Annotated in this window: 19 protein-coding genes; 6 read left to right on the top strand and 13 right to left on the bottom strand. The window is 56.2% G+C overall.

From position 1 onward, the window contains the following. A partial coding sequence (locus tag E0L20_RS07565; RefSeq protein WP_131633425.1) for a type VI secretion system Vgr family protein occupies positions 1 to 1,627 on the bottom strand: 1,627 nt, incomplete at its 3' end. A 237-nt stretch (positions 1,628 to 1,864) separates the two neighbouring features. Here E0L20_RS07565 and E0L20_RS07570 point away from each other — a divergent pair. From E0L20_RS07570 to E0L20_RS07580, 3 genes are all read left to right on the top strand, one after another. Continuing rightward, positions 1,865 to 2,275 (top strand): Spy/CpxP family protein refolding chaperone, encoded by a 411-nt coding sequence (locus E0L20_RS07570; RefSeq protein ID WP_131633426.1) that lies wholly within the window; start codon positions 1,865 to 1,867, stop codon positions 2,273 to 2,275. Positions 2,276 to 2,538: 263 nt separating this feature from the next. Beyond that, a complete protein-coding gene (locus tag E0L20_RS07575; protein ID WP_131633427.1) occupies positions 2,539 to 3,870 on the top strand; it encodes an SLC5/6 family protein in 1,332 nt (443 codons plus the stop codon). A gap of 20 nt (positions 3,871 to 3,890) precedes the next feature. Next, positions 3,891 to 5,195 carry an L-cysteine desulfidase family protein gene (locus E0L20_RS07580; protein ID WP_131633428.1) on the top strand — a complete coding sequence of 435 codons (1,305 nt, stop codon included), beginning with the start codon at positions 3,891 to 3,893 and terminating at the stop codon, positions 5,193 to 5,195. Positions 5,196 to 5,275: 80 nt separating this feature from the next. Here E0L20_RS07580 and E0L20_RS07585 read toward each other — a convergent pair whose 3' ends face one another. Then, on the bottom strand, positions 5,276 to 5,977 hold the full coding sequence (locus E0L20_RS07585) for a pirin family protein (RefSeq protein ID WP_131633429.1): 702 nt from the start codon (positions 5,975 to 5,977) through the stop codon (positions 5,276 to 5,278). Between the two features lie 104 nt (positions 5,978 to 6,081). On the opposite strand from E0L20_RS07585, the gene yhaJ reads away from it, so the two are divergent. Continuing rightward, complete coding sequence (gene yhaJ, locus E0L20_RS07590; RefSeq protein ID WP_003862655.1) at positions 6,082 to 6,984, top strand: DNA-binding transcriptional regulator YhaJ; 903 nt, start codon at positions 6,082 to 6,084, stop codon at positions 6,982 to 6,984. Between the two features lie 41 nt (positions 6,985 to 7,025). Here yhaJ and E0L20_RS07595 read toward each other — a convergent pair whose 3' ends face one another. The 11 genes from E0L20_RS07595 to E0L20_RS07645 all read right to left on the bottom strand — a co-directional run bounded on the left by E0L20_RS07595 (position 7,026) and on the right by E0L20_RS07645 (position 14,393). Beyond that, on the bottom strand, positions 7,026 to 7,391 hold the full coding sequence (locus E0L20_RS07595) for a DUF805 domain-containing protein (protein WP_131633430.1): 366 nt from the start codon (positions 7,389 to 7,391) through the stop codon (positions 7,026 to 7,028). Between the two features lie 107 nt (positions 7,392 to 7,498). Continuing rightward, positions 7,499 to 8,485, bottom strand: coding sequence for a glutathione S-transferase family protein (locus E0L20_RS07600; protein WP_131633431.1), 987 nt, complete (start codon positions 8,483 to 8,485; stop codon positions 7,499 to 7,501). A 72-nt stretch (positions 8,486 to 8,557) separates the two neighbouring features. Continuing rightward, positions 8,558 to 8,950, bottom strand: coding sequence for a DoxX family protein (locus tag E0L20_RS07605; protein ID WP_003862651.1), 393 nt, complete (start codon positions 8,948 to 8,950; stop codon positions 8,558 to 8,560). Between the two features lie 252 nt (positions 8,951 to 9,202). Continuing rightward, positions 9,203 to 9,499, bottom strand: a complete 297-nt coding sequence (locus E0L20_RS07610; RefSeq protein ID WP_131633432.1) for a YqjK-like family protein — start codon at positions 9,497 to 9,499, stop codon at positions 9,203 to 9,205. Continuing rightward, entirely contained in the window at positions 9,496 to 9,894 is a 399-nt protein-coding gene (locus tag E0L20_RS07615; protein ID WP_131633433.1) for a phage holin family protein, read from the bottom strand. Before E0L20_RS07615 ends, E0L20_RS07610 begins: the two co-directional genes overlap by 4 nt. A 1-nt stretch (position 9,895) precedes the next feature. Further along, the gene (locus E0L20_RS07620; protein WP_008503141.1) at positions 9,896 to 10,201 is read right to left on the bottom strand and encodes an ElaB/YgaM/YqjD family protein; all 306 of its coding nucleotides are present in this window, start codon (positions 10,199 to 10,201) and stop codon (positions 9,896 to 9,898) included. Positions 10,202 to 10,230: 29 nt separating this feature from the next. Continuing rightward, positions 10,231 to 10,599: a DUF1090 domain-containing protein gene (locus E0L20_RS07625; protein WP_131633434.1), complete on the bottom strand. Its 369-nt coding sequence runs from the start codon at positions 10,597 to 10,599 to the stop codon at positions 10,231 to 10,233. Between the two features lie 143 nt (positions 10,600 to 10,742). Beyond that, positions 10,743 to 11,126, bottom strand: coding sequence for an EnvZ/OmpR regulon moderator MzrA (mzrA, locus tag E0L20_RS07630; protein ID WP_131633435.1), 384 nt, complete (start codon positions 11,124 to 11,126; stop codon positions 10,743 to 10,745). Between the two features lie 2 nt (positions 11,127 to 11,128). Next, positions 11,129 to 11,791: a DedA family general envelope maintenance protein YqjA gene (gene yqjA / locus E0L20_RS07635; RefSeq protein ID WP_131633436.1), complete on the bottom strand. Its 663-nt coding sequence runs from the start codon at positions 11,789 to 11,791 to the stop codon at positions 11,129 to 11,131. Between the two features lie 344 nt (positions 11,792 to 12,135). Beyond that, a complete protein-coding gene (gene exuR, locus E0L20_RS07640) occupies positions 12,136 to 12,912 on the bottom strand; it encodes a transcriptional regulator ExuR (RefSeq protein ID WP_131633437.1) in 777 nt (258 codons plus the stop codon). Between the two features lie 182 nt (positions 12,913 to 13,094). After that, positions 13,095 to 14,393 carry an MFS transporter gene (locus E0L20_RS07645; RefSeq protein ID WP_131633438.1) on the bottom strand — a complete coding sequence of 433 codons (1,299 nt, stop codon included), beginning with the start codon at positions 14,391 to 14,393 and terminating at the stop codon, positions 13,095 to 13,097. Between the two features lie 476 nt (positions 14,394 to 14,869). Between E0L20_RS07645 and uxaC the strand changes: the two genes are divergently transcribed. Next, positions 14,870 to 16,282, top strand: coding sequence for a glucuronate isomerase (gene uxaC / locus E0L20_RS07650; protein ID WP_131633439.1), 1,413 nt, complete (start codon positions 14,870 to 14,872; stop codon positions 16,280 to 16,282). A 17-nt stretch (positions 16,283 to 16,299) separates the two neighbouring features. Then, positions 16,300 to 17,787: a UxaA family hydrolase gene (locus E0L20_RS07655; RefSeq protein WP_131633440.1), complete on the top strand. Its 1,488-nt coding sequence runs from the start codon at positions 16,300 to 16,302 to the stop codon at positions 17,785 to 17,787. Positions 17,788 to 17,813 lie beyond the last annotated feature (26 nt).

The following is a 17,813-nucleotide window of genomic DNA, read 5'->3' on the forward strand; positions in this document are numbered from 1 at the left end:
CCGCGCTGACGAACAGTCCCTTTCCGGCGCGGATAGCCCCGTATTCATCCGTGCGCAGTTCTGCGCCCGTGCCGCGGCGCTGTCCCTGCGCGTCCACCGGGTGCCCGGCGTTCAGCTGGGTTTTTCCGTACTCCGTGGCGAGCTTGATGTGCTCCTCCCCGCGCCGGTCCTCCATCCGCAGCTTGTTGTTCGCCGGGGTGCGCAGCACGTTGCGGGTGTGATTGTCACGATTCACGAGGTCGGGATGTTCAGAGTCGTGCAGCGCATACGCGATGTACGGCAGGTCAATATCACCGTTGCTGAACGCAATCGCCACTTCCGTCCCGTCGGTGAGCGGCGTATGCCAGCCGTATGTATCGCCAGCGTACGGCTTCGCCATCCGCAGCCACAGGTATGCAAAGCCCTGCTCAGTATCGTCCCGGTCAAAGTCCAGCCTGACCCGGTAGCGTCCGTGCCCGTCCAGATGGGCGTATATGTCGTTCTTCTCCCGGCTCTCGATGCGCGCGGGCAGGGTGCCGTGAATTTCAGGGCGCGGGATTTCCGCCGGGCGGAAGCAGTAGCGCTCCGTGTACGGCATCCCGTCGACGGAGACGTGCAGGCGGGTGTCGCGGGCGGCGTGGTATTCCACCTGAGTGATGACCACGCCTTCCTGCAGCGCGCGAATCACCTCACCCTGCGGCTCCAGCACCTGGCCGGGCATCAGGCCGGCGGCGTTGCTCTCAAGGTGAACGCGGGCCGACCCGTTCAGCTCCCGCTCGTGGTGAATGCGGGCATAAAAGGCCCCGGATTCGGTCTCCGGCTCCGGGTCCGTATCGTCCCCTGCAGTGCGGTACGGCTCCTGGTAGCGGTAATGCTCGCCCGTCGTCACCGCATCGCTGCGCACGCTGACCGCCGCATCCATCGGCGTGGTGGCGGTGCGGTAGTTGTGGTCCCTGGCGCTGACCCTCCCCGGCACCACCTGATGCCGGGTATGCACGTCCCACACCGACTCCTCTGCCCCGTCGTACAGCCCGGACGGCTCGCGGTACGGCAGGCGGACGTCAAACCGATAGTTCAGCGGGCTGTCGGCGAAAATCACGACCTCCAGCCCGCGGGCCTCGTCCGTCTCCGTGCGCCAGAATATCCCGACCTCTGAAAGGAGGCGCTGCACAAAGTCGAGGTCCGTTTCCCGCCACTGGGTGATAAGCTCACGCGCCGGGTACGTCCGCTCCAGGCGGAAGTCAAAGTCCGGCCCTTCCAGCCCGTGCTGGCGTAAAACCTGCTCCACCACCTCCGGCACGGAGTGGTTCTGAAAGACCCGGCACCGGCGGGTGCGGCTGAGCAGCGCCAGGCGGGAACTGAGCACCACCTGCCAGTGCGACTGGTCGGCGGTGACGGCAATCCACGCCATGCGGGTGATGATGCCGTGCACCGCCTTGCCGCTGCGCATGCGCAGTGTGGCGTGCTTCATCAGCACCTGTTCCGGGGCGACAGGGTTCTGCGGGGTGGTGAAATCGATGGTCCAGCAGAAGGGTTCGCTGAGCGCCTCGCGGCCCTGAAAGCGCAGGACGTCGGGCGTGACGGGGGAGTCGTTTATCTCGAGGGTGTAGCGGGTCTGTCCGTCGAAAAGCGCTGACCAGTTATCCATAACAAAGACCTTTAATTCTCTATGGTGAATAATCTCTGTGATAGTTACATAACGCAAATTCGTTGTAAATTGCTTAAATGATGCGTCTAAAAAAGACGATATCTTATAAAAGAACCTGTAAATAAATTTTGCCCGCTGAACATACAAAATTGTTTATATAATTACTGACACATCTTCATCCGCTCTTGAAAAACAATGTTCCTGCTTTTCCCAATAACAAAATGTAAGGACAGTAAGATGATGAAAATGACCCGTATTGCGTTGGTTGCAGCGTTGCTGGCGGTGTGCAGTTTTACGGCGCAGGCCGCTAACGTTCAGGCTGCCCCGTCTCCGACGCAGGATCCGCTGGTACAGCACCTGAAGCTCAGCAACGAGCAGGTTAAAAAGATCGAAGATCTGCACCAAACGTTGGAACAAAACGTCAGCAAGATCCCAATGACTGGCGTAAAAGATGGCGCGCTGATCGACATGTTCCAGACCGGGAAATGGGATGAAAGTACAGTGAAAAGTCAGCTTGCTGCCTTCAGCAAAATTGAAGAGCAGACCCGCTACTATCGCGTGAAATATTACTTCGATGTTAGTCAGGTGCTGACGCCTGAACAGCGCAAGCAGGTGAAAACCGACATGGCCAACGCGCTGGCAAACTGATTTCGAACCCGCGCCCGGCGCGGGTTTTTTATTTCTTGATCGCCATCACTTTTAGAAAAAAACAGTTTATTAAAACGTAATAAAAGCAAAATTTCCTCCCGGCCCGAAAAAACCACATAAAACTTGTGACCTTTTTCTCCCTCGTCACGGATATGATCTTTCCACACCAATAACAAACGCCTGCAAAGACCTGAATCGCAATCGCTGGCGATCGGCACCTAAAAAAATAAAAGTTACCCTACAAAATAAGCGAGTGTATTCATATGGATACGGCAACAAACGGCAGTGTGATTGTGAACGACTCCCCCGCGGCAAGGCGGGCTGGAATGAGCGAAAGCGAATGGCGAGAGGCGATTAAATTCGACAGTACCGACACGGGCTGGGTCATCATGAGCATTGGGATGGCTATCGGCGCGGGGATCGTTTTTCTCCCGGTGCAGGTGGGATTAATGGGTCTGTGGGTATTTTTGCTGTCGTCGATTATTGGTTATCCGGCAATGTATTTGTTTCAGCGTTTGTTTATTAACACGCTGGCGGAATCACCTGAATGCAAAGACTACCCAAGCGTAATTAGCGGTTATCTCGGTAAAAACTGGGGCATCTTATTAGGGGCGCTCTATTTTGTGATGCTGGTGATCTGGATGTTTGTCTATTCCACGGCCATCACCAACGACAGCGCCTCGTATTTGCATACCTTCGGCGTGACCGACGGTTTGCTCTCGGAAAATCCGTTCTACGGGTTATTCCTGATTTGTATTTTAGTGGCGATCTCCTCGCGCGGTGAAAAGCTGCTGTTTAAAGTCTCCAGCCTGATGGTGCTAACCAAGCTGTTTGTAGTTGCGGCTCTGGGGCTGTCGATGATTGGCCTTTGGCATTTAGCCAACGTCGGCATGCTGCCGCCGATGGGGCTGCTGATTAAAAACGCCATTATTACGCTGCCCTTTACCTTAACCTCCATTCTGTTTATTCAGACGTTAAGCCCGATGGTGATCTCTTATCGTTCTCGGGAAAAATCTGTTGAAGTGGCGCGCCATAAGGCGCTGCGGGCAATGAATATCGCTTTTGGCGTGCTGTTTGTGACGGTCTTCTTCTACGCCGTCTCCTTTACCCTGGCGATGGGGCACGACGAGGCGGTAAAAGCCTACGAGCAGAATATCTCTGCCCTCGCGATTGCGGCGCAGTTTATCAGCGGCGACGGCGCGGGCTGGGTCAAAATCGTCAGCGTTATTCTCAATATTTTCGCCGTGATGACCGCGTTCTTCGGGGTCTACCTCGGCTTTCGCGAGGCCACGCAGGGCATCGTGATGAACCTCCTGCGCCGCAAAATACCGGCTGAGAAAATTAAGGAAAGCACCGTCCAGCGCGGCATCATGCTGTTTGCCATCCTGCTGGCCTGGAGCGCGATTGTGTTAAACGCGCCGGTGCTCAGCTTTACCTCAATCTGTAGCCCTATCTTCGGCATGGTGGGCTGTTTGATACCTGCATGGCTGGTCTACAAAGTCCCGGCGCTACACAAGTATAAGGGCGTGTCGCTGGTGATTATCGTCATCACCGGGCTGCTGCTTTGTGTTTCTCCTTTCCTCGCATTCTCCTGAGGGCAAATAAGGTCGTAACGATGTCTGAGCAAAATCATCCTTTATGGAATCAATTTATTCGCGCGGTGCAGGAAGAAGTAAAGCCTGCGCTTGGGTGTACGGAGCCTGTCTCACTGGCGTTGGCCAGCGCGATGGCCGCAGAGCAACTCTCCGGTGAGGTCACGCAGATTGAGGCGTGGGTGTCGCCAAACCTGATGAAGAACGGGCTTGGCGTAACGGTGCCCGGCACCGGCATGGTCGGATTGCCTATTGCGGCGGCGCTGGGCGCCCTCGGCGGGAATGCCCAAGCCGGGCTGGAGGTGCTGACAGGTGCCTCTCCCGAGGCGCTGGCGCGCGCGAAATCCCTGCTGTCTGCGGGGAAGGTGCAGGTAAAACTGCAGGAACCCTGCAGCGAGATCCTCTATTCCCGCGCCCGCGTTTATGCGGGTGACGCCTCGGCAATGGTCACCATCGCCGGGGGGCATACGCGGGTTGTAGAGGTGGTTTGTCAGGGCGAAACCCGCTTCACGCTGGATGAGCAGCAGGGAGAGGTCAACGACGATCCGCTGGCGGTGCTATCACACGCTACGCTGTCGCAGATCCTGGAATTTGTTGAGCAGGTGCCGTTCGAGGCGATCCGCTTTATCCTGCGGGCAGGGCAATTAAACGATGCGCTCTCGCGTGAAGGGCTCAGTGGAAGCTGGGGGCTACACATTGGCGCGACGCTCAATAAACAGCGCGCGCGGGGGTGGATGGCGCAGGATGTAGGCTCAGACATTGTTATCCGCACCAGCGCGGCGTCGGATGCGCGAATGGGCGGCGCGACGCTGCCGGCGATGAGCAACTCCGGTTCCGGTAATCAGGGGATCACCGCCACCATGCCGGTCGTCGTGGTCGCCGAGCACGTTCAGGCGGATGACGAAAAGCTGGCGCGGGCGCTGATGCTCTCGCATCTGTCGGCTATCTATATCCACTACCAGCTTCCGCGCCTGTCGGCGCTGTGTGCGGCGACAACGGCAGCGATGGGCGCTGCGGCGGGGATGGCGTGGCTGATGGGGGGTTCTTACCAAACCATTTCAATGGCGATAGGCAGCATGATCGGCGACGTCAGCGGGATGATTTGCGACGGCGCGTCTAACAGCTGCGCGATGAAAGTCTCGACCAGCGTCAGCAGCGCCTGGAAAGCGGTGATGATGGCGCTGGATGACTCTGCCGTAACGGGCAACGAGGGAATTGTGGCGCACGATGTGGAGCAGTCGATCGCAAACCTGTGCGCGCTGGCGTGCCGCTCAATGCAGGAAACGGATCGGCAGATTATTGAGATTATGGCGAGTAAGGTGTTGTGATTTAATCCAACCCGTTACCCCTCACCCTAACCCTCTCCCTTTGGGAGAGGGAACCGATCGAGCGAGGGGGCGTGTTGATCTTAAACCGGCAAATCAATCAGCAGCGCGCGCAGCGGCGTATCCGCCACCAGGGTGATATTCGCCTCATCACGAATAAACGCCCCGTCGCCGCAGGTGAGCGCTTCTTTCTCTTCCGTATGCGTCACCGCATGTACCGTGCCGTGAATCGACTGCAGATAGGCGCGCGGGCCGTGAAGCTGGAAGCTCGCCTGTTCACCTTTTTTCAGCTCGATATGGTGCAGCCACACCTGCTGGCGCAGCTGCAGGCTGCCTTTGCTGCCGTCCGGCGAGGCAATCAGCTGCTGCTTATCGCCTGATAAATCTACCTTTTGCACCAGCGGGTTTTCCCGCTCCGGGCAGGCGTCCAGCCACAGCTGCATACGGGTTAGCGTTTTGTCTTTGCTGAGATTATGCTCGCTGTAGCTGATGCCCGGCTGCGTGGAAATTAACAACGCTTCGCCAGCCTTTGCCTGGACATGATTGCCCTCGCTATCGCGGTATTCTGCCTCGCCTTCCAGGATCAGGTTCAGGATATCGACTTTCGGATACGTACGCGGCTGGAAGGCGCTGCCGGGGGCGAGCACTTCCTGGTTCAACACGCGCAGTGAAGCGTAACCGAGGAGTTTAGGGTCAAAGTAGTGTCCAAAGGAAAAGGTGTAGCGGGCCTGCAGCCAACCGAAATCGGCTTGTCCGCACTGTTTAGCTGTTCTTGTCGTAATCATAAACTTGACCTCTCTTTACACTAAAACAATGGTAAAGGTATGGACGCTGCATTGTTAGCCAGATATTCTGCCCGGTATGTTCAAATTTCCTGAATGAGAACGAGATGGCTAAAGAGAGAGCATTGACGCTTGAGGCGCTTCGCGTCATGGACGCGATAGACCGCCGTGGCAGCTTCGCCGCGGCGGCAGATGAACTGGGGCGCGTTCCGTCTGCGCTGAGCTACACCATGCAGAAGCTGGAGGAAGAGCTGGACGTGGTGCTTTTTGACCGCTCCGGTCATCGAACAAAATTCACCAACGTTGGCCGGATGCTGCTGGAGCGCGGCCGCGTGCTGCTGGAAGCGGCGGATAAGCTCACCACCGACGCCGAAGCGCTGGCGCGCGGCTGGGAAACTCATCTTACGCTGGTGACCGAAGCGCTGGTGCCCACCGAAGCACTCTTCCCGCTGGTGGACAGGCTGGCTGCGAAGGCCAATACCCAGCTATCGATCATTACCGAGGTGCTGGCAGGGGCGTGGGAGCGTCTGGAAACGGGCAGGGCGGATATCGTGATTGCGCCGGACATGCACTTCCGTTCTTCGTCAGAAATTAACTCCCGCAAGCTCTATAGCGTGATGAACGTCTACGTCGCCGCGCCTGATCACCCGATCCATCAGGAGCCGGAGCCGCTTTCGGAGGTTACGCGCGTGAAGTATCGCGGCGTGGCGGTCGCGGATACCGCGCGCGAGCGCCCGGTGTTAACGGTGCAGCTGCTGGATAAACAGCCGCGTTTAACCGTCACGTCTCTGGAAGATAAGCGTCAGGCATTGCTGGCCGGGCTTGGCGTGGCGACGATGCCTTATCCGTTTGTTGAAAAAGACATTGCGGAAGGACGGCTGCGCGTGGTTAGCCCGGAGTACACCAGCGAGGTGGATATCATAATGGCGTGGCGTCGCGACAGCATGGGTGAAGCCAAGTCGTGGTGCCTGCGCGAAATACCCAAACTCTTCGCCCACCACAATAAATAAACGAGTAGGCCCGGCAAGCGTAAGCGCCACCGGGCGTTATTTTACGCGCCGATCTTAGGATCGGGGCCAAAGCGGTTTTCACCCGGGGTGCCGTTCTGACAGTTGAAGACCAAGATCACAATCCAGCCCACGATCGGGATCAGCAGCAGCAAGAGCCACCAGGCGGAACGATCGGTGTCGTGAAGGCGTCGGAACTGAACCGCCCAGGAAGGCAGCATAATAAACACGCCATAAATCGTGGTGAGAATGCCTTCTCCCCCGGCACGTTCCCAGCCCAGAATTTTGTCCACAATACTCAGCACCAGGGCGAGGATGAAGTTCACCAGAACGAACATCCAGTACTCTTTACGGCGGGCACGTCCACCAAATCCAATGTAGTTACGCAGTACGTTTAAATACCAGTCCATTTTTCCTTGCCTCATTTATCAGTCAATCACTTGTTTTCTAAGCGATCGAAGTAAGGATAGATGGATATTATGAATTAAAAAAGGGCATCTATTGATGCCCTTAATATTTAGCCGAAGCGGACGTCGCGCCCGTGCGGTTCATCCAGATCCTGCCACGGCCCAATGGAAATAATGCCCGTTGGGTTGATGGTTTTATGGCTGCGGAAATAGTGCGTGCGAATATGGTCAAAGTCGACCGTTTCGGCGATGCCCGGCGTCTGGTAGATATCGCGCAGAAAACCGTGCAGATTAAGGTAATCGCTGATGCGGTGTTTGTCGCACTTGAAGTGTGTAACGTAAACCGGATCAAAGCGGATCAGCGTGGTCCACAGGCGGATATCCGCTTCCGTCAGGCGATCGCCCGTTAAATAGCGGTGCTGACCGAGGATCTGCTCCAGACGCTCCAGGGATTCAAAGACTTTACCGACCGCTTCATCATAGGCTTCCTGGCTGGTGGCAAAACCGGCCTTGTAGACGCCGTTGTTCACGCTGTCGTAGATCCAGCCGTTCAGCTCGTCAATCTTATCGCGCAGTTCAGCCGGATAGTAATCCCCGGCGCGAGCGCCGTGCGCGTCAAACGCGGTGTTGAACATGCGGATAATCTCCGCCGATTCATTGCTGACAATCGTCTGGTTTTTCTTGTCCCACAGCACCGGTACGGTTACACGCCCGGTGTAGTGCGGATCGGCGCGCAGATAAAGCTGGTACAGGAAATCGTGGTGATACAGGTTGTCGCCGGTGGCGGCAGGGAAATCAGCGTCAAACGTCCAGCCGTTTTCCAGCATTAGCGGATTCACTACCGAAACCGGAATCAACGACTCCAGCCCTTTCAGTTTGCGCACGATCAACGTGCGGTGCGCCCAGGGGCAGGCGAGAGAAACATACAGATGATAACGGTCTTTCTCAGCCGCGAAGCCGCCTTCACCGCTGGGGCCTGCAGCGCCATCGGCGGTCAGCCAGTTACGGAAGGCCGAAACAGAGCGCTTGAAGCGACCACCGGTGGATTTGGTGTCATACCAGACATCCTGCCAGACGCCGTCTACGAGTTGTCCCATTTTTTTCTCCTCCGTCAGATAGCAAAAGCGAGGAGATATCTCCTCGCTTTGAATTTATTCAGTATAGCGTGCTTACCACTTCTTATTCAGAAGGCGGTCGATGCTGTAGGCGCCCGGACCGGTGATAGCCAGCAGCAGGAAGCCGCCTGCGATGGTCAGGTTTTTCATGAACATCAGGGAGTTCACGCCTTCCGCAAAGTTGCTGTGGAAGATGAACGCGGTCAGCAGCGTGAAGCCTGCAGTGAACAGCGCGGTGGTACGGGTCAGGAAGCCGAACAGTACCGCCAGGCCGCCGCCGAACTCAAGCAGAATGGTCAGTGGCAGCAGGAATCCCGGAACGCCCATGGCTTCCATATACTGTTGGGTACCTGCATAGCCGGTGATTTTGCCCCAGCCTGCGGTGATGAACAGAATTGGCATCAGAATGCGCGCGACCAGTACACCAACATCTTCTAATTTTTTCATTTTACTCTCCAGGAAACCACATCAGCGGCTGAACTTTAAATGTGTGCAAATTCGGGTAGATACCGCGTCTTTGCTGTCGATGGAGAGAATCATAAACGGGGCGGGTAACAATTGTTAGCAAGGAAAACTGTCAATCTTTATCAAAGATATTGAGTAAGGGATGTGCGCGCTGGTGCCCTCACCCCAACCCTCTCCCACGGGGAGAGGGCGCAAAAACAAAAAACGGTAACCTGGGTTACCGTTTTGCTTTTATCACCGCAACTGCTGCTGACGAATCGTTGATTTCACCAGACGCCAGGCGCTCCAGGCACCGAAGCCACGACGGGCCCAGCGAACCAGCATATTGGGATGACGAATACTCCAGATCGCCATCACGCTGCTCCCGACCAAAGCCCACGAACGCAGGCTCAGGACGGTATTCCAGCCGCGGTCGAATCGACGCGTTGCGTCAACCCAATCGCGACGGCTGGCGGACAGATCCAGCCGCTGCTGTTGGATTTGACTCAACAGATACGCCTTTCGCTTTTGACGTTCGGCTGTGCTGCTCACGATTTATCATCCTCCAGCAGCGAGCGATCGTTGGCTAACTCCTGGCGCGTATGGCGCAAGAAGGTGGACGTGCGCGCTTTGTGCAGCGTCCAGATACCGCCAATTAGCGCTGCAACAAGCAGAACAACGGTGGTAGCTATCATCGCGTTAAGCCGATACTGCGGGTCGATGGCCCAGATGATTAACACCATCAGGCTCATCAGACCGAACGCGGCGAAGAGCATGGTCAGCCCCAGCATCAATAGCATCTGGAAGAGATTGGCTTTCTCCTCTTCCAGTTCGACGACAGCGAGGCGGACGCGCGTTTCGGCAATCCCGACCAGCGTGGTCAAAATACGCTGGCCGATACCGAGGACGTTATTAGCAGGCCCTTGTGCGTGACGAGGATCTTCCATATTAACGACGCGTCAGCAGAACACCCAGCACCACACCGACGGCAGCACCGATACCGACGCCCGTCCACGGATTGTCGCGAACATACTCATCGGCACGCGCTGCGGCCTCGCGGGTCTGCTTAGCCAACGCATCGCCGGTTTCACCCAGGCGGTAACGGCTCTCTTTCAGCGCCTGCTCCGCTTTGCTGCGCAGCTTGCTGACTTCTTCCTTAGACTTATCGGCAGAGGAGTTCAGCACCTCTTCCAGGGTATCCGCCAGGGATTTCAGTTCAGCGCGCAGATGTTCTGAGGTGGTATCTTTTGACATGATTCTCTCCTGTTGAGATTTCCGTTAACTCAATAATCGCGAGCTTCCAGCGCTTTCAGGTCGTCCTGCGCTTCTTGCAACTTCCTCTCGCGTTTCGCAATTTTATCCGCATCACCTTTCTCTTTCGCTTCCTGCAGGTCTTGACGACGCTCGGCAATCTCGTCCTTTTGTTCAGCGATTTTCTTCTGGTGATCGGCACGCAGCTTGCTGTCCGTACAATTGTCTTTCACTTCGCTCAGCGCTTTTTTCAGGCCGTCAACACGGTGCTGATTGTTATGCTTTTCGGCATAGCTGATTTCACGCTGAATATCCTTTTCTTTCTCCTGACACAGAGAAGTGGCGAAGGATGCTGTGCTTAAAGAAAAAAGGGCCAGAGCCAGAGTGATGCGGTATTTCATTATTGAAACCTTCCATTGTGTTACGGCGTGAGCCGTGTTCCAGATTCATGCGGAGAACGTCTGAGGGGTGCTCCGCATACTTAAGCATAGTAAGTAAACGGGGGAATCACCAAAGTTGGTGAAAAGATTCGGAATCCTGGTAATTATCCGAACCGATGCGAAGTATCGCGCAATAATGACAGCCAGGCTGCAGGCTGGCTGTCATCTTCCTGCTGGGCAATGATGTACCCGTGCGGCAGCGTGCGGTCGAGCACAATTTTTGCCGCTGCGCTTTGCGCACTGGAATCAAATTTTATCAGCAGGACGTCGTCCTGCGGGGTGATGCTCTTAAAGCGGATGCCGTTGGCATCCAGATGATGCCAGACGGAAAAACCGTCAGGAACGCTGACGCCCTGATTCGCCGGGCGAATGGCCAGCGTGGACTCCTGCTGCTGAAGCGCCGCCCATGCCAGGAACAGGGCGCTGAACACGATCAGCGCAATCATGGCATAGGAAAAACGACGTACGACGAGCGGTGAGATAACCATCGTTAGCTCCTGGCCCCGTATTTCTTTTTCCACAGTACGTACAGCGAACCCAGCAGGCCAAACACCAGCAGCACGACCGGCAGCAGCATCAGGCACGACATCAGCTGGTCTTCATACTTCATAAAGACCGGCGTTTTACCCAGCGCATAGCCCAGCGTTGTCAGGATCAAGACCCACAGCAGGCCGCTCATCCAGTTAAAGAACTGGAAACGCGCGCTGCTCAGCCCGGAAAGCCCGGCAATGGTTGGCAACAGGGTTCTTACGAAGGCGATAAAGCGGCCAATCAGCAGCGCGGAAAGCCCGTGCTTATGGAAAAGATGATGCGCACGCTGGTGATAATGTGCCGGCAGATGGGAGAGCCAGTTCTGCACAATGCGCGTGTTACCCAGCCATCGTCCCTGGATATAGCTCACCCAGCAGCCGAGGCTGGCGGCAACCGTCAGTAAAAAAATGGTTTGTGGGAATGCCATTGCCCCTTTGGCGCAAAGCACGCCAACCAGGACCAGCAGGCTGTCGCCGGGTAAGAAGGCAGCCGGAAGCAATCCGTTCTCAAGGAACAGGATCATAAACAAGACGAAATAGAGCATGCCAATCATGGAAGGGTTGGCCAGCGTTTCGAAATCCTGAGCCCAAAGGGCATTCAGTAGTTGGGTCAAAAGTTCCATTCAGTGTTCCTGGAAATCGGTTAACGTCACGCCTGTTATCCGGGAAAAACAGCACGGCGACATTGTTGTGATTTCATTATGGTCGCTCGCGGACACGGTAGTGTGTGGCCAACACTGTTCCCTGTTAATTGGCTGGTTAGCAAGCACTAACTTACAAAATAACGAAGTGAATCCAATTGTAACAAAGCCCAACGTTCTGCGTCACAGAATTTGCAGGGGTAAAATGATTTTGGCGTAAGCAAGGGAGGTGAGCGAGGAGTTTTACAAAGGCTGACACTATATATGTTTTGCTTACCCCCTCTCGCCGGAAGGCGCAGCGAAGCGCCTGCCGGGGGAAAAGGAAACTATTTTGCCTGACTGGCTGCAGTATCGAGATGAACGACAGGATTATCCGCAAAAAGATAGCGGTCTGCGTTAAATTCAAAGTCGTCGCTGGTTTCATTGAACAGCATCTGTTTGGTGTTTTCCAGGTGCTGCCACATGGCCAGCTTCGCGGCATGCGGATCTTTACGAATCAGTGCCTTAAGAATTTGGTCGTGATCGTCGCACCAGTTATCGACGGTGCGCAAATCGATGTGATCGTGCAGTTTTTTCCAGTACGGGTTGTGAACGCGCTGAGTCCACATTTTTTCAACAATTGCGGCCAGCGCCGTATTCTGGGTGGCCAGCGCCACCTGAACGTGAAACTGGAGGTCCCATTCGGAATCGCGGAAACATTTTTCCTTACGCGCGTTCTCCTGGATCTCCATCAGCTTCATGATGTCCTGCTTGGTTACCTGAGTTGCCGCAAACTCCGCAATATTGCTTTCAATCAGCTGGCGAGCCTGGAGCAGCTCAAACGGACCGTAGCTGGCAAATTCCAGACTTTCGTCCGGTGCCGGGGAGTGTTTTGCCTGATTTGAAATAACGTGAATACCGGAGCCTTTGCGTACCTCAACGTAGCCTTCTACTTCCAGCATGATGATGGCCTCGCGCACCACCGTGCGGCTCACGCTTTTTTCATCGGCAATGAAGCGCTCAGCGGGAAGTTTATCACCGACAAGATAGACACCTTGCTCGATGCGATCTTTCAGCTCGGCGGCAAGTTGTTGATATAAACGACGTGATTCGGTGATTTCCATATGCGCTCCAGGCAGGGTACGGCGGATGATTTGTTATACCACTTTTGCGCGCCAGTCTCCAGATTTCGCCATGGAAAAAGCCGCTACAGAGCGGCCTTTAAATGCCCGGCGGCGCTTCGCTTGCGCGGGCCTACGGGGTTTGTAGGCCGGGTAAGGCGAAGCCGCCACCCGGCACTGCAACGCTAACTCTGCGTTGCCGGCCCCCCAAGGGACTCTTTTGCCAGCTCGTCTGCGGATTTGCTTTTCAGCACCGTCCAGATAACTACCGCGCCCAGCAGGTCGAAGATAGCCAGTACCGCGAACAGCGGGCTAAAGCCAATGGTATCCGCCAGGGCACCCACCACCAGCGCAAACATCGTACTTGCAGTCCAGGCGGCCATGCCGGTCAGGCCGTTGGCGGTGGCCACTTCGTTACGTCCAAACACGTCGGATGAAAGCGTAATCAGCGCGCCGGATAGGGATTGGTGAGCAAAGCCACCGATACACAGCAGGGCGATAGCAACGTAAGGGCTGGTGAACAGGCCGATCATGCCCGGGCCAATCATCAGCAGCGCGCCCATGGTGACAACCATTTTACGGGAGACGATCAGGTTCACGCCAAACCAGCGCTGGAACAGCGGTGGCAGGTAGCCGCCCACGATACAGCCCAGGTCTGCGAACAGCATTGGCATCCAGGCGAACATCGCAATCTCTTTCAGGTTAAAACCGTACACTTTAAACATGAACAGCGGGATCCATGCGTTGAACGTACCCCAGGCCGGTTCTGCGAGGAAGCGCGGCAGGGCGATACCCCAGAACTGACGGGTACCCAGGATCTGCCAGACGGTCATTTTTTTGCCGTTGTTGGTCTGATGCTGAGATTCCTGACCGCCAATGATGTATTCACGTTCTTCTTCAGACAGCTTTTTCTGGTCGCGCGGGTGTTTATAGAAGATCAGCCACGCCATTGCCCAGGCAAAGCTCAGGACGCCAGAGATGATGAACGCCATCTGCCAGCTGTGCATCACGATAGCCCACACCACCAGCGGCGGCGCAATCATCGCACCAATCGACGAGCCCACGTTGAAGTAGCCTACAGCGATGGAACGCTCTTTTGCCGGGAACCATTCGGAGCTTGCCTTCAGGCCCGCTGGGATCATGGCGGCTTCAGCCGCACCGACTGCACCACGCGCCAGCGCCAGGCCGCCCCAGCTGCCCGCCAGTGCGGTTGCACCGCAGAAAATCGCCCAGGCTACGGCGAAGAAGGCATAACCGATTTTGGTACCCAGAATGTCCAGAACATAGCCTGCAACAGGCTGCATTATTGTATAAGCCGCGGAATAAGCAGCAATGATGTAGGAGTATTGCTGCGTGGAAATATGCAGCTCTTCCATTAACGTTGGAGCCGCTGCTGCCACGGTGTTACGTGTCAGGTAGCCCAGCACGGTGCCGAGCGTCACCAGTGCGATCATGTACCAACGTAACCCTTTAATTTTACGCATGTAAAACCTCATCGTTATGTTATTTCCGTGCCGGGGCACGGTAACAGCTCAACCGTTGCCGGGAGCTGCTCTGTAACGGGAGGGGCGTAACCGGGAGAACTTCCCGGAACGGCCCGAACCTTGCCATAAGTAATCGTGCATAAGTCGGTTTCCGTACCGTTAAATCCGATGTTACTCACACCGGTAATGCATTCCGTCGGCGTAGTGTTTGCGACGGCGAAAAGATAACTTGTCATACAACTTTAAAAGGTGAGTGACATCACAAAAGTGTGATTCTTTGTAAGGACATTCTGAGGCGAGATTAAAGCCAGGGCTGGCGCGGCCTGCGAGAGGGTTTACTCCGTTTGAGGTAATTTATTTGTCGACGTTTATTGATCTAACTCACGAAAAAAACTTCGGTCGGTGGAAATTGGTGTGATAACTTTGCAGCATATGAACATACGCTTTCAGACGCTCTCGTTACGAGGAAGACGATAATGACGCCGTTTATGACCGAAGATTTTCTGTTAGATACCGAATTTGCCCGCCGCCTGTACCACGACTACGCAAAAGACCAGCCGATTTTCGACTACCACTGCCACTTACCGCCGCAGCAGGTTGCCGAAAATTACCGTTTCAAAAACCTGTATGACATCTGGCTGAAGGGTGACCACTATAAATGGCGCGCCATGCGCACCAACGGCGTCGCCGAGCGCCTGTGTACCGGCGATGCGACCGACCGCGAGAAGTTCGACGCGTGGGCGGCCACCGTGCCGCATACCATCGGCAACCCGCTCTACCACTGGACGCACCTCGAACTGCGCCGTCCGTTTGGCATCACCGGTAAGCTGCTCTCCCCAACCACCGCGGATGAAATCTGGGATCAATGTAATGAGCTGCTGGCGCAGGACAACTTCTCCGCGCGCGGCATCATGAAGCAGATGAACGTGAAGATGGTCGGCACCACTGACGATCCTGTCGACTCGCTGGAGCACCACGCCGTCGTCGCACAGGACGCCTCTTTTGACATTAAAGTGCTGCCGAGCTGGCGCCCGGATAAAGCCTTCAACATTGAGCAGGCTACCTTCAACGACTACATGGCGAAGCTAGCTGAAGTCTCTGATACCGACATCCGCCGTTTTGCCGACCTGCAGAGCGCGCTGACCAAGCGTCTGGATCACTTCGCGGCGCACGGCTGTAGGGTATCTGACCACGCGCTGGACGTGGTGCTGTTTGCCGAGTCTAACGAAGCCGAGCTGGACAGCATCCTGGCGCGCCGCCTGTCCGGTGAAGCGCTGAGCGAGCATGAAGTTGCCCAGTTCAAAACCGCGGTGCTGGTCTTCCTCGGCGCGGAATATGCCCGTCGCGGCTGGGTGCAGCAGTACCACATTGGCGCGCTGCGCAATAACAACCAGCGTCAGTTCAAGCTGCTGGGCGCGGACGTGGGCTTCGACTCCATCAACGATCGTCCGCTGGCGGAAGAGCTGTCCAAACTGCTGAGCAAACAGAACGAACAAAACCTGCTGCCGAAAACCATTCTGTACTGCCTGAACCCGCGCGATAACGAAGTGCTGGGCACCATGATCGGTAACTTCCAGGGTGAAGGTATGCCGGGCAAGATGCAGTTCGGCTCCGGCTGGTGGTTTAACGATCAGAAAGACGGCATGGAGCGTCAGATGACGCAGCTGGCGCAGCTGGGTCTGTTAAGCCGCTTTGTGGGCATGCTGACCGACAGCCGCAGCTTCCTCTCCTACACTCGCCACGAGTACTTCCGCCGCATTCTGTGCCAGATGATTGGCCGCTGGGTGCAGGCTGGTGAAGCGCCAGCGGATATCCAGCTGCTGGGCGAAATGGTGAGAAATATTTGCTTTAACAATGCGCGTGACTACTTCGCCATTGAACTGAACTAAGGCCGTTTGAGGTTGATATGCAATACATCAAAATCCATTCGCTGGATAACGTTGCCGTCGCGCTGGCAGATTTAACCGAAGGCACGGAAGTGACCTTTGACAACCAGTCGGTCACGTTACGCCAGGCCATTGGACGTGGACATAAGTTTGCCCTGATCCCCATTGCGAAAGGGGAGAACGTGGTGAAGTACGGTTTGCCCATCGGCCATGCGCTGGCGGATATTGCACCGGGTGAATACATCCACTCCCACAATACCCGTACCAACCTGAGCGATCTGGACGAGTACAGCTATCAACCTGACTTCCAGGCGGAAGCCGAGCGGGCGGCAGATCGCGAAGTGCAGATCTATCGCCGCGCCAACGGCGACGTGGGGATCCGCAACGAGCTGTGGATCCTCCCGACCGTTGGCTGCGTGAACGGGATCGCGCGTCAAATTCAGACGCGCTTTCTGAAAGAGACCAACGATGCCGAAGGCACCGACGGCGTGCATCTGTTCAGCCACACCTACGGCTGCTCCCAGCTGGGTGATGACCACATCAACACCCGCACCATGCTGCAAAACATGGTGCGCCACCCGAACGCGGGCGCGGTGCTGGTGATTGGCCTCGGCTGTGAGAACAACCAGGTCGACGCCTTCCGCGAAACGCTGGGGGAATTCGACCCCGAGCGCGTGCACTTTATGGTGTGCCAGCATCAGGACGACGAAGTGGAGGCGGGTCTTGAACAGCTGCGCCAGCTGTATGAGGTCATGCGCCACGACAGGCGCGAGCCGGGCAAGCTGAGCGAGCTGAAGTTTGGCCTGGAGTGCGGCGGATCTGACGGCCTGTCCGGGATCACCGCTAACCCAATGCTGGGCCGTTTCTCCGACTACGTCATCGCCAACGGCGGCACCACGGTGCTGACCGAAGTGCCGGAAATGTTCGGCGCGGAGCGTATTCTGATGAGCCACTGCCGCGACGAAGAGACGTTTGAGAAAACCGTCACCATGGTGAACGACTTCAAACAGTACTTCATCGCCCACAATCAGCCAATTTATGAGAACCCGTCGCCGGGTAACAAAGCGGGCGGGATCACCACGCTGGAAGAAAAATCCCTCGGCTGCACCCAGAAAGCGGGCGCGAGCCAGGTGGTTGACGTGCTGCGCTACGGTGAACGTCTTAAAACGCACGGCCTGAACCTGCTGAGCGCGCCGGGTAACGATGCGGTTGCCACCAGCGCGCTGGCCGGAGCGGGCTGTCACATGGTGCTGTTCAGCACCGGGCGCGGTACGCCGTACGGCGGTTTTGTGCCGACGGTCAAAATCGCCACCAACAGCGAGCTGGCGGCGAAGAAAAAGCATTGGATCGACTTCGATGCGGGCCAGCTGATCCACGGCAAAGCGATGCCGCAGCTGCTGACGGAGTTCGTGGACACTATCGTGGAATTTGCTAACGGCAAGCAGACCTGCAACGAGAAGAACGACTTCCGCGAGCTTGCGCTCTTTAAGAGTGGCGTGACGCTTTAATCGGTGCGGCCTGATGCCCTCACCCT

The sequence above is a fragment of the Enterobacter wuhouensis genome (assembly GCF_004331265.1).
GTDB lineage: Bacteria > Pseudomonadota > Gammaproteobacteria > Enterobacterales > Enterobacteriaceae > Enterobacter > Enterobacter wuhouensis.

Coding starts and splice junctions, on each gene's coding strand:
- E0L20_RS07570 (WP_131633426.1), top strand. CDS start 1,865: ATGATGAAAATGACCCGTATTGCGTTGGTTGCAGCGTTGCTGGCGGTG.
- exuR (WP_131633437.1), bottom strand. CDS start 12,912: ATGGAAATCACCGAATCACGTCGTTTATATCAACAACTTGCCGCCGAG.
- E0L20_RS07585 (WP_131633429.1), bottom strand. CDS start 5,977: ATGATTACGACAAGAACAGCTAAACAGTGCGGACAAGCCGATTTCGGT.
- E0L20_RS07625 (WP_131633434.1), bottom strand. CDS start 10,599: ATGAAATACCGCATCACTCTGGCTCTGGCCCTTTTTTCTTTAAGCACA.
- E0L20_RS07595 (WP_131633430.1), bottom strand. CDS start 7,391: ATGGACTGGTATTTAAACGTACTGCGTAACTACATTGGATTTGGTGGA.
- mzrA (WP_131633435.1), bottom strand. CDS start 11,126: ATGGTTATCTCACCGCTCGTCGTACGTCGTTTTTCCTATGCCATGATT.
- E0L20_RS07580 (WP_131633428.1), top strand. CDS start 3,891: ATGTCTGAGCAAAATCATCCTTTATGGAATCAATTTATTCGCGCGGTG.
- E0L20_RS07600 (WP_131633431.1), bottom strand. CDS start 8,485: ATGGGACAACTCGTAGACGGCGTCTGGCAGGATGTCTGGTATGACACC.
- E0L20_RS07645 (WP_131633438.1), bottom strand. CDS start 14,393: ATGCGTAAAATTAAAGGGTTACGTTGGTACATGATCGCACTGGTGACG.
- yqjA (WP_131633436.1), bottom strand. CDS start 11,791: ATGGAACTTTTGACCCAACTACTGAATGCCCTTTGGGCTCAGGATTTC.
- E0L20_RS07575 (WP_131633427.1), top strand. CDS start 2,539: ATGGATACGGCAACAAACGGCAGTGTGATTGTGAACGACTCCCCCGCG.
- E0L20_RS07615 (WP_131633433.1), bottom strand. CDS start 9,894: ATGGAAGATCCTCGTCACGCACAAGGGCCTGCTAATAACGTCCTCGGT.
- yhaJ (WP_003862655.1), top strand. CDS start 6,082: ATGGCTAAAGAGAGAGCATTGACGCTTGAGGCGCTTCGCGTCATGGAC.
- uxaC (WP_131633439.1), top strand. CDS start 14,870: ATGACGCCGTTTATGACCGAAGATTTTCTGTTAGATACCGAATTTGCC.
- E0L20_RS07655 (WP_131633440.1), top strand. CDS start 16,300: ATGCAATACATCAAAATCCATTCGCTGGATAACGTTGCCGTCGCGCTG.
- E0L20_RS07620 (WP_008503141.1), bottom strand. CDS start 10,201: ATGTCAAAAGATACCACCTCAGAACATCTGCGCGCTGAACTGAAATCC.
- E0L20_RS07605 (WP_003862651.1), bottom strand. CDS start 8,950: ATGAAAAAATTAGAAGATGTTGGTGTACTGGTCGCGCGCATTCTGATG.